This window comes from Bellilinea sp. (assembly GCF_034432615.1).
In the GTDB taxonomy this organism is placed as follows: domain Bacteria; phylum Chloroflexota; class Anaerolineae; order Anaerolineales; family Anaerolineaceae; genus Bellilinea.
This window is the reverse complement of record NZ_DAOUBL010000389.1, coordinates 1-12,487: the sequence shown is the minus strand read 5'-3', so window position 1 is coordinate 12,487 and position 12,487 is coordinate 1. Positions and strand designations below refer to the sequence as shown.

Annotated in this window: 13 protein-coding genes; 1 reads left to right on the top strand and 12 read right to left on the bottom strand. The window is 53.7% G+C overall.

Going from position 1 to position 12,487, the window contains the following annotated elements; genetic code table 11:
- The 12 genes from murC to mraZ form a co-directional block, all read right to left on the bottom strand.
- A partial coding sequence (gene murC / locus VAE48_RS17050; RefSeq protein WP_322794537.1) for a UDP-N-acetylmuramate--L-alanine ligase occupies nucleotides 1-1,330 on the bottom strand: 1,330 nt, incomplete at its 3' end.
- On the bottom strand, nucleotides 1,330-1,878 hold the full coding sequence (locus tag VAE48_RS17045; protein ID WP_322794536.1) for a hypothetical protein: 549 nt from the start codon (nucleotides 1,876-1,878) through the stop codon (nucleotides 1,330-1,332). The genes murC and VAE48_RS17045, both read right to left, overlap by 1 nt.
- On the bottom strand, nucleotides 1,872-2,375 hold the full coding sequence (locus VAE48_RS17040; RefSeq protein WP_322794535.1) for a UDP-N-acetylglucosamine--N-acetylmuramyl-(pentapeptide) pyrophosphoryl-undecaprenol N-acetylglucosamine transferase: 504 nt from the start codon (nucleotides 2,373-2,375) through the stop codon (nucleotides 1,872-1,874). Before VAE48_RS17040 ends, VAE48_RS17045 begins: the two co-directional genes overlap by 7 nt.
- Before the next feature lie 3 nt (nucleotides 2,376-2,378).
- Nucleotides 2,379-2,948: a UDP-N-acetylglucosamine--N-acetylmuramyl-(pentapeptide) pyrophosphoryl-undecaprenol N-acetylglucosamine transferase gene (locus VAE48_RS17035; RefSeq protein WP_322794538.1), complete on the bottom strand. Its 570-nt coding sequence runs from the start codon at nucleotides 2,946-2,948 to the stop codon at nucleotides 2,379-2,381.
- Entirely contained in the window at nucleotides 2,908-4,158 is a 1,251-nt protein-coding gene (locus VAE48_RS17030; RefSeq protein WP_322794534.1) for a putative peptidoglycan glycosyltransferase FtsW, read from the bottom strand. The genes VAE48_RS17035 and VAE48_RS17030 overlap by 41 nt, the downstream gene beginning before the upstream one ends.
- Complete coding sequence (gene murD, locus VAE48_RS17025; protein WP_322794533.1) at nucleotides 4,137-5,519, bottom strand: UDP-N-acetylmuramoyl-L-alanine--D-glutamate ligase; 1,383 nt, start codon at nucleotides 5,517-5,519, stop codon at nucleotides 4,137-4,139. Before murD ends, VAE48_RS17030 begins: the two co-directional genes overlap by 22 nt.
- Before the next feature lie 2 nt (nucleotides 5,520-5,521).
- On the bottom strand, nucleotides 5,522-6,514 hold the full coding sequence (mraY, locus tag VAE48_RS17020; RefSeq protein WP_322794532.1) for a phospho-N-acetylmuramoyl-pentapeptide-transferase: 993 nt from the start codon (nucleotides 6,512-6,514) through the stop codon (nucleotides 5,522-5,524).
- Nucleotides 6,511-7,932 carry a UDP-N-acetylmuramoyl-tripeptide--D-alanyl-D-alanine ligase gene (locus VAE48_RS17015; protein ID WP_322794531.1) on the bottom strand — a complete coding sequence of 474 codons (1,422 nt, stop codon included), beginning with the start codon at nucleotides 7,930-7,932 and terminating at the stop codon, nucleotides 6,511-6,513. The genes mraY and VAE48_RS17015 overlap by 4 nt, the downstream gene beginning before the upstream one ends.
- A gap of 12 nt (nucleotides 7,933-7,944) precedes the next feature.
- The gene (locus VAE48_RS17010) at nucleotides 7,945-9,714 is read right to left on the bottom strand and encodes a penicillin-binding protein 2 (protein WP_322794530.1); all 1,770 of its coding nucleotides are present in this window, start codon (nucleotides 9,712-9,714) and stop codon (nucleotides 7,945-7,947) included.
- A complete protein-coding gene (locus tag VAE48_RS17005; protein WP_322794529.1) occupies nucleotides 9,711-10,184 on the bottom strand; it encodes a hypothetical protein in 474 nt (157 codons plus the stop codon). Before VAE48_RS17005 ends, VAE48_RS17010 begins: the two co-directional genes overlap by 4 nt.
- A gap of 68 nt (nucleotides 10,185-10,252) precedes the next feature.
- Complete coding sequence (gene rsmH, locus VAE48_RS17000) at nucleotides 10,253-11,188, bottom strand: 16S rRNA (cytosine(1402)-N(4))-methyltransferase RsmH (RefSeq protein WP_322794528.1); 936 nt, start codon at nucleotides 11,186-11,188, stop codon at nucleotides 10,253-10,255.
- A 14-nt stretch (nucleotides 11,189-11,202) separates the two neighbouring features.
- Nucleotides 11,203-11,769: a division/cell wall cluster transcriptional repressor MraZ gene (gene mraZ / locus VAE48_RS16995; RefSeq protein WP_322794527.1), complete on the bottom strand. Its 567-nt coding sequence runs from the start codon at nucleotides 11,767-11,769 to the stop codon at nucleotides 11,203-11,205.
- Nucleotides 11,770-11,801: 32 nt separating this feature from the next.
- Here mraZ and VAE48_RS16990 point away from each other — a divergent pair.
- On the top strand, nucleotides 11,802-12,487 hold a 686-nt coding region (locus VAE48_RS16990), incomplete at its 3' end, for an aminotransferase class V-fold PLP-dependent enzyme (protein ID WP_322794526.1).

The following is a 12,487-nucleotide window of genomic DNA, read 5'->3' as shown; positions in this document are numbered from 1 at the left end:
GCCCCAAGCGCAGGGCCAATTCGGTTTTGCCGGTTGCCGTTGGGCCGGTCAGTACCGGTATCGGGTGGCTGGGTGAGGTCGGAATAAATCTGACGGATGGATGAGCCATACGGGCTACCACTTGCGCGGCAGAAAAACCCTCATCTCTTTCCCGCGCGGCATACACTTCGGTTACCACCACCTCATCCGCCATTTGAAATGCACGGGTGAAGCCATCCATCAATGTCAATGTTCTGGAATAGGTGTGCGGCTGCCATACTGCCCAAATGCGCCGCTGTGGATAACGCATTTTTGCAGCCGAAAGGGTAGCATTCACTTCAGTCGGGTGATGAGCGTAATCATCCACCACAATGACACCATATGCTTCTCCCAACACATCAAATCTTCTGCCCGTACCGCTGAATTCTGCCAAGGCCTGGGCTGCCTCGTACAGGGAGATTCCCAGCCAGTGGCAGGCCGCCACTACTGCAGTGGCATTCATCACATTATGGCTGCCCGGCACCTGCAAACCGACCCGCACAGTGGCAGGCGGCAGGTTTTCTGCCGCTAACGTGACCTCAAAATCAAAACCTCCGCTCTGGTTGACACCCATCAGGCTGGCGCGCACTTCGGCTGATGCCTGAAGGGCATAGGTTATGCCTGATCCACCGCGTTGACGAAATTTCTCCGCCAAATCGGCAGCGGCTGGGTTGTCAGCGTTGGCAATCACCACACCACCGGGTTTCAACCGCCCGATAAATTGAGCAAAGGCACTCAAATAACTTTCCAAGGTGGGGAAACAATCCGGGTGATCATGTTCCACCGTAGTCAGGATGATCATGTCCGGCTTCAAGCCAAGGAACATATTGTCATATTCATCCGCTTCGATCACAAACCAGTTACCGCTTCCAGCATGGGCATTGCGCTTGAGATTTTTTGAAACCCCGCCAATCAGGTAGGATGGATCATGATTCAAACGGGTTAAAACCCATGCCAGCATGGCGGTGGTGGTTGTCTTGCCATGCGTCCCGGCTATTGCAAGCACCTTTTGCTCCCCACTCAGTTGCTCTAAAAATTCCTGCCTCTTGAGCACCGGTATTCCCGCAGCCAGCGCTGCTTGAACTTCCGGATTCTCGACTGGCACTGCCGAAGAACGAATCACCACATCTGCACCGCGCACATTGGCAGCATCATGCCCGGCATAGACCGTAATACCTTCGCTGACAAGTTGCGCCGCCAAGGGAGAAAGTACCCGGTCAGACCCCGTCACCCGATAGCCCTTCTCTTTCAAGAAGAGGGCTATTGCCGAAAGGCCGCTACCACCAATCCCAACAAGATGCACATGTTTCATCAGATAAACACCACCAGAACAAAGACAAATGCAATGGCTACTGCAAAGTAGATAATCGGCGTACCGGTTTCTGCCATCAGCCACTCGGGCGGCAAAAGTTTGATTAGGCGTAAGGCTTCCTGTCCCATGACCGTGTTCGGATCGGGAGCAGTAATAATTGGAAATGGATAATTGGCATTGTGGAGGAACCACCACAATGTTCCCCACACCATAAAACCGTTGACAGCGCCCAGGAAGAAACCCAAAAGAATATCCTGCAATCGTTCGCGTGCAAACTTACCGGTCTGAGCAATACGGGGTAGATTGGGAGTTTGATAACCAAAGAAAACCAGCGAAAGCAGCACAATTGCCCGCATCCAGAAAAGGGTGTCCGGGGCATTTTCCCGCAAGATTCGGATGAACGGCACAAAACGCTCCAATACGGTGACAATGAACATCGCCAGCACCACCGCAAAGGTCACCAGAAGCTCGCGCGCCCAGCCACGCACTCCGCCTACCAGGGCAAACAAAATGACCAGCAGCCAGAAGACGACATTAAGGCTCACCATGTGGTCAACCTGCCTTTCTGCGCGGGAGATTGTGCCAGTTCCCGCAGCAAGTCCGCAATTTTTTCCGCCGCGTGCGGTTGAGCGAGGTCAAGCATCGCCTTGCGCATCGCCTTCATTTGATTTTCATCACCCATCAGTTGAGAAACGGTCGGTAACAGCTCATCGGCCAGGCGATCATTTTCCACTACGACTGCTGCCCCGCGTGAGGCAAGATAATCTGCATTAACCTTCTGATAACGCCAGGCATAGGGATAGGGCACCAAAATTGCCGGCAAGCCGAAATGAGGCAATTCACCCAGAGTCGAAGCTCCGGCACGGCACACTGCCAGGTCTGCTGCTGCCAGGGCAGCACCCATCTCCTCATGTAAGTAGGGGAATACGTGATAGCGAGAAAGCCATTCCCCCGGCAATTGATTCCGGCAGGCATCCACCAAGGGCCAGTCAGCCTGCCCGGTAACATGAATGACATGCAGGTTCGTAAGGAGACCTTCCAGCACTGACTACACTGCCTGATTGATACTGTGCGCCCCCTTGCTGCCTCCGAACACAAGCAAAACCTTTTCATCTTCTGCAATGCCAAACCACTCCCTGCCGCGGGAGCGATTCCATTTCAAAATTTCCGGTCGGAGCGGGTAACCGGTGACCACGATGCGTTTCGAGGCGGGGAAAAACGAGCGGGATTCTTCCGCTGTGACTGCAATGCAGTCGGCAAAGCGCGCCAGGGTTTTCAAAGCCAACCCCGGTTCAATATCCGGTACATACAGCAGACTGTTTCGTGGAATTCCCATCAATGCCATTGGGACAGCCACATATCCCCCGGTGAAGAACAGAACATCCGGTTGAAATTCGCGCAAAATCTTGCGAGAGGCAAGCGTACCTTTTGCCAGTCGCAGCAGGTTGCCCGGCAAAGCCCGCAGCCCTACACCATGTACACCGGCCGCAGGAATGCCACGGAAGGGGATTTGCTGGCGAGTCACCAGATCCTTCTCCATGCCGTCCTCCCCTCCGATCCACAAAACGGGGTTGGCATCATCTCCGAGTGTGTGAAGAACGGTAAGCGCGGGATACACCCCGCCGCCCGTTCCCCCGGCGCAAATTAACAACCGCACTAAATGCTCTCCCTTCTTCTTCGTTTTTTTTGTGATTGGCTACCCTGCCAACCGAGAGAATAAGACCAACTGCCGCCATGGTCATGGTCAGGTTCGATCCGCCGGCGCTGATCAACGGTAAAGCATTACCGGCAAAGGGGAATACACTGACCATGACTCCCATATTCAAAATGGCCTCCAGTGTAATCCAAAAAGTCAAACCGGCAGCCAGCAGGCGTCCCTGCATATCCAAAGCCTTGCGGGCAATGCTCATGCCCCGCCACATCAGCACCATATAGGTCAACACCACCACGCCCGCACCCAGCAGACCGGTTTCTTCTGCAATCACGGCAAAAATCGAATCGGTGTGCGATACCGGCAGAGCAAATTTTGATGATCCTTTACCAATTCCGACACCGAAAAAACCACCGCGTACAATCGATTCAATTGACCGCTTGATGTGATCGTGGGCATTGACCGGGTCCTGCAACGCCACCAGATACTGTTCAAATCGAACCCGGCCGGTATCCGAAACAAGCAAAAAGAATGCTCCGATTCCCCCTACCAAAATCAGAATCAAGATGATTTGCCTCCAGTCCACCCCCGCCAGGAAAAACATCAAACCACCCAGCACCAGAATAGTCAGGGTTGCACTCAGGTCAGGCTGCAACATGATGAACCCGGCGGTTAACCCTAGAATCGTGATCATCGGAATAAGTCCAAAATGGATATTGTTCAGCACCTCCTGTTTGGATTGCAGCCAGAAGGCAAGGTAAATGATAATGACCAGTTTGGCCAGTTCCGAGGGCTGCACCGAACCATTGAACAGGGTGCGGCGAGAGTTGAAACGCACTTCCCCAAAGAAAGCGACCCACACCAGTAAAACGATCATCACCAAAACCATTGGTACCAGCCACTTTTTCCAGCGGCGGTAATCCACGTACATAAAGAACAGCGCAGCCCCTATCCCGACGAACACCCAGCGCAACTGGTTGAGGAAAAAGTAGGTGACCGGTTTTTCGGCCAGCATGGAAGGCTGCCACGAAGCCGAATAGACCATCAAAATGCCAAAACCCAGCAGAAACATCACGGCCAGCACCAATGGCACATCAATCCCCAGCCGGATCGGACGAACGGAGCTTTCACCCAGTGGTGAAGCGATTCTGGAATTCATGGCAGTCTGTTCACCCATAAACGGTATACCTCCCCTCTTTCCTCAAAGTCTTTGAATGCGTCAAAACTGGTGCAGCCCGGAGAGAGCAGCACCACATCGCCGGCCTCTGCCACATCGGCCGCCGCCTGAATTGCTTCTTCCAACCGATCACAGCGGGTAATGGTAAAAGGCCGTTCACCGAAGGACGGTGTTCCAATCGCCTGCTGAATTTTCTCGGCGGCTTCCCCAAACACCACTACATGATCTACCCGCCGGCGGATATCGGCAGCCAGTTCGTCCCACGGCAGGTGTTTGTCCCGTCCACCCAGCAGCAGGACAATGGGTTCATTGAAGGCACGCAGGGCAGCCCGAACACGTTCCGGCGCGGTGGCAATCGAGTCGTTATACCATTCCACTCCCCGCCAGGTGCGAACATGCTCAAGGCGGTGAGCCACACCCCGAAAACCACGTACTCCCTCGCGAATGGAATCTGGCGAAAAACCGGCTGCCATCGCAATTGCGCAGGCCGCCAGCACATTCAAGAGGTTATGCTCACCGCGCAGCAGAATCTCGCTGGCAGAGAGCAGAATTACCAAATCACCATTGCACTGCCAGTAAATTTGACCCTCTTCCAAAAAAGTACCATCTAATTTTTGTGATGGACGCTCAACTCCAAAGGTAATCAATCTCCCTTTAACCCGATCACGCAATCCCCATGAGCGATTGTCCTCACGATTTAGAATGGCAATGTCCCCGCTTTTTTGAAAATCAATGATGTGAGCTTTCGCAGCCACATAAGATTCCATGGTCTTATGCCGGTCAAGGTGATTGGGGGTTATGTTTAATACAGCCGCCACATGTGGAGAAACACTCATCAATTCCAATTGGAAACTGGAAAGTTCCAACACCACCCGGTCATCCGGCTTAATTTCTTCCAGAAATTCGATCAGCGGGTTCCCGATATTGCCGCCCACCCAGGCTTTGTTGGGCGGTCGAACATCCGCCTGCGCCATCCGCCCGACCAGCGCGGTAGTGGTAGTCTTGCCGGCTGAGCCGGTGATTCCGATTACCGGGCAAATTACCTGTTCCAGGAATAATTGCGAATCATTGGAAAGCGGAATGCCGCGCCGCACTGCCTCTACCAGCAACGGCAGTTCCAGCGGAACGCCGCCCGAAACAAAAACCACATCCACACCGTCCAGCAATTCCAGCGGATGCCCTCCCGTACGCCATTCGATTTCAAATCCCTGCATAGCATCTTTTTCAGCCTGTAACTGGTCATCACTGCGTTGATCGTTCAAAATCACGCGCGCGCCGCGCCTGGCCAGGTAACGGCCGAGCGCCAGTCCCTGCCGGGCTGCCCCAATCACTAACGCGCGTAAATTCCGCCAGTTCTTCATGATCACACCACCGCCAGCGCCACACCCAACATGGCAAATAAAAGACTCACCAGCCAGAAACGCTGCACAACCTGCGTTTCACTCCAGCCGCCCAGTTCAAAGTGATAATGCAATGGGGCCATTCTAAAAAAGCGTTTTCCCTTTGTGGCTTTGAAATACAGAATTTGAATGACCACACTCAACGCCTCGCTGACCGGGATGATGGCGATTATCGGCAGTAACAACCACTGACCGGTCATCAATGCCACCACTGCCAGCGTAGCCCCAATGGAAAGCGAACCGGTATCTCCCATGAACAATTCAGCCGGATGGACGTTGAACCATAAAAAGCCGAAGATGGCACCCACCAGCGTAAAACAAAAGCGCGCCAGAAAGACCTGATCCTGCAGCAGGGCAATTCCGCCGTAGGCTGCAAAGGCTGTTGCGGAAATCAGGCCGGCAAGACCATCCAGCCCATCGGTAAAATTGACGGCATTTGACATTCCAACAATGATGAAAGCTGCAATTGGGATGTAAAAGACGCCTAATGAAATCGGTTCTTCAAAGCCAGGCCAGAACATCTCCGGCACTTCCAGAACATATTTCAACCCAAAGGCAATTCCCAAGGCTAGAATTAACTGAACGATAAACTTGGTGCGTGCCCGCATTCCCAAACCACGCCGCGGGCCACGGATACCTTCCCAGTCATCCAGAGCACCCAGTACGGCATAGCAGAACAGTACCAGAAGCGGCAGCAAAACCGACCGGCCAAGCACCGTTACCCCAATCAACGAGGCGGCATTCAACAGGATGGTCAATAACATGACCGGTAGCAAAATCATCACCCCGCCCATCGTCGGCGTGCCCATCTTAGTGAAGTGGCGATCCGGTTCCTCAACACGGATGATTTTCCCAATTCGAAAATGGCGCAGCACCCGCAGCAACGGCGAACCCCAGATGATGGCCAGCATAAAACTCAAACCGCTAAGCGCCAGCGCAAGGGATGTTTCTCTCATGATTCGACCTCCAGGGCAGCTGCGATGCGATCCATGCGCAAGCCGTGCGAACCCTTGACCAAAGCCACATCTCCCTCGCGCAATATACCGCGCAGCAAGTCGGTTGCCTGTTCCACCCCATCGGTGATGTGGATTTTCGAGGAAGGCAGACCGGCTTGGTGAGCCGATTCGGCAATGATTCGCCCCAGTTTTCCAACAGTAATGAGCGTATCGGCTACTTCTGCCGCCCGAACCCCTACCTTTTCATGGCCTTGCTGCTCGTAAATCCCCAGCTCCAGCATATCCCCCAGCACAGCAATTTTTCTGCCATTCATCTCGGATAATAAATTCAAAGCCGCCAGGGTTGATTCGGGCGCGGCGTTGTAGGAATCGTCCAGAATCATTGCTCCGTTACTCAAATTGACCGTCACCATCCTCAATTGAGATTGACTGTGCTGCAAGGCATAGAGTATTTCCTGCCAGCTGACCCCCGAAATCAGACCAACTGCCACCGCCCGGAGGATGGTATGCACCGAGTGCCGTCCAATAATGGGAACCCGCAAATGAATCATTTCATTCCGAAAATGCAGGCGGAAGCGAATCCCCTTCAACCCCAGTCCTTCAATCTGGTCGGCCGACAGATCAGTTTGAGCATCCAAACCATAGGTAAACAGCTGCGCACGGGTTTTGTCTGCCATCCAACGCACCCACGGGTCATCCCAGTTCAAAACTGCCACACCGCCAGGCGCCGGCGGTAATGCCTGCACCAGCTCCGATTTGCCTCTGGCAATCATCTCCTGAGATCCGGCCCGTTCAGCGTGGACGGTGCCAATACTGGTAATCACCCCCACCTGTGGTTGGGCAATTTCACACAAAAAGGCAATTTCCCCGGGCACATAAAAACCCATTTCCAAAACAGCCGCCTGATGGGCTGCCGTCAATCGCAGCAAAGTAAGCGGCAGTCCGATTTCGTTATTCAAATTTCCCTGTGTTTTCAAAACGCGGTAACGCTGGGTTAAAACCTCGGTAATCAGTTCTTTGGTGGTCGTTTTACCCACCGAACCGGTGATGCCAATCACGCGCAGGTCATGCTTGCGCCGCCAGTAAGCCGCCAGCTTTTGCAGGCTTTGCAGGGTGTCTTCAACCCGAATACAAAACGGCGGGTCGGGCAACTCCCAACCCTCGCTGAAATCCAGGGTGCGTAAATCCACTACCGGCCGGTCAACCACCACCTCTCTCTGAATCAACGCAAGGTGCGCACCCCGTTCAAACGCTGCGCCCAAATAGTCATGACCATCGCTGCGTTCACCCTTCAGCGCCACAAACATTGAGCCCGGTATCAGCTGGCGAGAATCGATTGCAGCCTCACTGATGACCAGCGAGGCAGCTTGGGGTCTTACACCACTCAGGGCTTCGAAAACATCCGCCAGCGTTAACATCTACGATTCACCTCATGGACTTGCCAGTTGTTGCCTGACCTCATCGGGTGGTATTTTCATCAACACCACCAGTTCCTCAACCGCCTGACTGAATACCGGGGCTGCTACCACCGAACCCCATGGCGAACTGGTCGGTTTTTCCAGCCAGACATATACAATAAACCTGGGATCATCTACAGGCCCCCACCCGACAAACGAGGCATTGGTCATACTGGTATAACCACCCGGGCCGGGGATTTCCGCCGTTCCGGTTTTTCCGGCAATCCGATAACCTTCCACCAGAGCGTTAGAAGCCTCGTTCTCCAGCGAAGCAGCCAGCATATCGGTAATCGTCCGGGCAGTATCGGGTTTAACCACCTGACGAATCACCCGTGGATTGACCGCATACTGAACGCCATCCTGAATGTAGGCTTTGACGACATGCGGCGCCATCATTTTGCCATCGTTTGCCATGGCAGCAATTGCCGTAATCATCTGAATGGGGGTAACAGCCACACCCTGTCCAAAGGAATTGGTGCCCAGATTGACCGGATACCAGTTGGTATCACCGGGCAAACTTAGCGGATAAACCTGCTCGCCAGCCAGATCAATGCCGGTATAACGCCCGATTCCAAAGTCCTGCAAGTACTTATAAAACTGGGTAGGGCCTAATTCCTGAGCTACCCAGGCCAGACACACATTCAAAGAATGTTGCATGCAACCAACCATGTCCTGAGGACCCCACGCACCGCGGTCCCAGTTGTAAATCCAGATACCGCCCACTTCAATCGCACCAACATCCACGAAGGGTGTTTCGGGCTGAACCGCTCCGGCATCTATGGCGGCAGCCATGGTCAACACTTTGAATACCGAGCCGGGCTCGTACAATTGGCTGATCGCCCGGTTAAAGTAGCTGCCCAATGGGAAGACCTCACCATACCGCCAGTATTCGTTGGGGTTGAAGTGCGGCGTGGTTGCCATCGCCAGAATTTCACCCGTTTTTGGATCCATCACCACTAATGTGCCTGACTCTGCGCCGTTGGCTTCAACGGCCTGGTCAATAATCCGTTCCATGGCTGCCTGAATATCCCGATCCAGCGATGTAATCAAACTTGCACCCGGCGGAATTTCAGGAATTTCCTGGATTTCGGTGGGATTCATCGGCAGGATGACCTGCTGTTTGTTCCCTGCAAGCAGGTTATTATACTGCTCTTCCAGCCCCAGCATACCCCTGCCGGTCCAGCGGTCCAGGTAATTATAAAAACCCAGCACGTTGGCAGCCAGTTCATTTTCGGGATAACTGCGAATAAGGTGCGGACGCCAGAATACACCAACCAGCGAGGGGGCAGGCCCTTTCTTTGGTTTTTCCGCCTGCTCGTAAGCATTGACCTTTTCTTCCAGCATGCGAATTTTTTCGGCCGGAACAAAATCCTTGATGACTTCGTAACGCTCGTTGCCCTCTTTCCGATAGGATTCAGCCTTACGAAGGGTATCGTAATAATCCACTTCTAATACCGCTGCCAGGTCTCTGGCAACCGTTTCGGGGTTGATCACCTGCTGTGGAGCAATGCCCACCTCGTATACTTCCTTATTACCTGCCAGTAAATTACCCCAGCGGTCATAAATATTACCGCGTTCCGGAATGATGACGCGTACCTGCTGGTTATAAGTTTTGGCAAACATTTCCACCAGTTGGCGGGAATGTTCGCTGTTTTGAATGCGAACCATCTGATAAACAATCGCCGCACTCAGCAGTACAAACACTGCTCCAATTAATCGCATCCGCCCGATACCGCCATTCATGGACGCTGCCCCCCTCTCGTATTCATGAATTGATAAGCGCTTTGATACAGCAAATCCCACAGCGATTGGGTATAAGCCGGTCGGAGCAGTTTGTTTTCACGTTGAATGGCAGCCGGTGGCGGAGCCAAAAAAACCACCTCACGGACGCTTATCCCTTCTACCGGAAGATAGACCAGATCCTCACGCTCTGCCGGGCGAAAGCCCAGTTTTTCCGCCCGTTCCAGCATCACCTGCGAGGAGTTCAAGAGAGCCAGCTGGGTGCGCATATCTGCAATCCGAATCGCCAGCCCCTCCCGTTCCAGCTCAAGGCTTTTGATACGCGCTCCAGTTTCGGCAGCCCGTCCGCTGACATACACATACACACCCGCAATCAGCATCCCTACCACCAGTATCAGCAAAAACAAACCAATCCACTGGAGCTGAACGCGCCATGGGGCTTGGCGATAGGCTTGAATGATTCGCTGATTCATCTTGGAAGTTGCTCCGTTCAAGGATTTATTCTTTCTTTTGGGGTATGGATTGCAATTGTCATGCCAGTTCAGATTTTTTCTGCTACGCGTAGTTTTGCGCTTCGGGCTCTTGGGTTCGTCTCAATTTCCTCGGAAGAGGGAAGAATCGGTTTGCGGGTAATTTCCCGCAGGGTTGCACGGTGATTGCAGGTACATACCGGCTGCTCCGGTGGGCAAATACAGTCTTTGCTTTCACGGCGGAAGAACTGTTTGACAATCCGGTCTTCCAAAGAGTGAAAGGAAATCACCGCCAGCCTGCCGCCGCTCGCCAACGACTCGGCTGCCGCCGGGAGCGCTTCTTCCAGCGCACGCAGCTCATTGTTGACCGCAATCCGCAAAGCCTGAAAAGTACGGGTTGCCGGATGGATGCGCTCGCGCTGCCCGCCGACTACCCGCTCCACAATTTGCGCCAGTTCTACAGTGGTGTGCAGCGGACGCGAACGGCAAATTTCACGGGCAATTCGCCGGGCATGACGCTCTTCCCCATAACGCCAGATCAATTCGGTCAATTCCTCTTCCGAAAGGGTGTTGACCAGATCAGCAGCGCTCATACCGGTGGTGGGATCGAAACGCATATCCAACAGCCCGTCGGCGAGGAAGGAAAATCCACGTTCTGCCTGATCCAGTTGCATGGAGGAAACCCCCAGATCAAACACAATGCCGTTGACCTGTGTCCATCCAAGCCGGCTCAGTTCCTCCCGCAGTCGAGTGTAGGAAGCATGGACGAGGATCACACGCGGATGATATACAGACAGGCGCTGGCTCGCGATTGCCAGCGCCTGTGGGTCTCTATCCAGCGCTAAAAGCTGCCCATCCGGCGCGCTTGCTTCCAGTACCCCCCAGGCATGCCCCCCGGCGCCAACGGTCGCGTCAACGTATCTCTCCGGGCTTTGCGGCTTTAAAGCGTGTATAATTTCATGGTAAAGTACAGGTTGGTGGTGAGGAACTGCCTCTGCTTTGGCCATCCCTTTGCCACCGGTCACAGGCGGATATCAAACGATGAAAACCGTTTTGCTGCCTGCTCAGAGTCTTCAATCTGTTTCACGCGCTGGTTCCACAGTTCGGCTGCCCAGATCTCAAAATAATCACCCGCTCCCACAACGACGACGGCCGTATTCAAGCGGGCTTTATCGCGCAGGTGCTGCGGAATGAGGACACGCCCGATGCGGTCCACCTCTACCCAAACGGCGTTGGCAAAGATCCAGCGCTTGAGGTCACGGGCATCTTCATCAGTAAGACTGACTTTGCGGGTATTTTCTGCAATCTCTTTAAAGGAGGAAGCTGTCAAGACCATCAAATTTTGATCAAAGCCGAGCGTCACATATGCCCCACCCAGTTCAAGCAAGTCGCGGTAGCGGCTGGGTATCACCATCCGACCTTTCTCATCTATGGAGTGCTCAAACTGGCCTAAGAACATTTGTTCCAATTCTCCTTTTAACAGCGGAACGCCGGTGCTTCCGGCGCTTCCTACCACCTTAACCCACTTTCTACCAAAATCTACCACTAGTATAGCGGTTTTCTCACCATTTTGCAAGTGGTTTGACAAAACTGTTAACCTTACAATCCCACGAGGAGGCCATGAAAACAAATCCTTCTGATTTTCGTACCCTTTTTTGCGGGATGGACACACCTGTGCCGACCCTGAGCGGCGCAACCCTCCCTTATGTGAATCTGGATAACGCTGCTTCCACCCCCGCCCTGCTCCACGTTAAGGATACCGTCAACCAGTTCCTGACTTACTACGCCAGTGTCCACCGCGGCACCGGTTTCAAGAGTCAGCTTTCCACCCACGCTTACGAATCCGCCCGCTCTCTTCTGCTTGATTTTGTCGGAGCAGATAGCCAGACTCATCTGTGCATCTTCGGTAAGAACACCACCGAAGCCATCAACAAACTTGCCCGGCGCTTTCCGTTTTCCGAACAGCGCAACATCGTCCTGATCAGCCAGATGGAACACCACTCCAATGATTTACCATGGCGGGCGGTTGCAAATGTGGTGCACGTCCGCCTGTTGCCGGATGGACGACTGGATGAAACCCATTTCGACGAACTGCTTGAAAAGTATCGCGGCAGCATTGCCCTGGTAGCCGTCAGCGGCGCCAGCAATGTAACCGGCTATATTAACCCGATCCACCGCCTGGCCGAAAAAGCCCATCATGCCGGCGCTCAAATCATGGTGGATTGCGCCCAGCTTGCCCCTCACCGCAAGGTGAACCTGCTTCCGCTGGATGATCCTGCCCATCTCGATTACATCGCCCTTTCGGC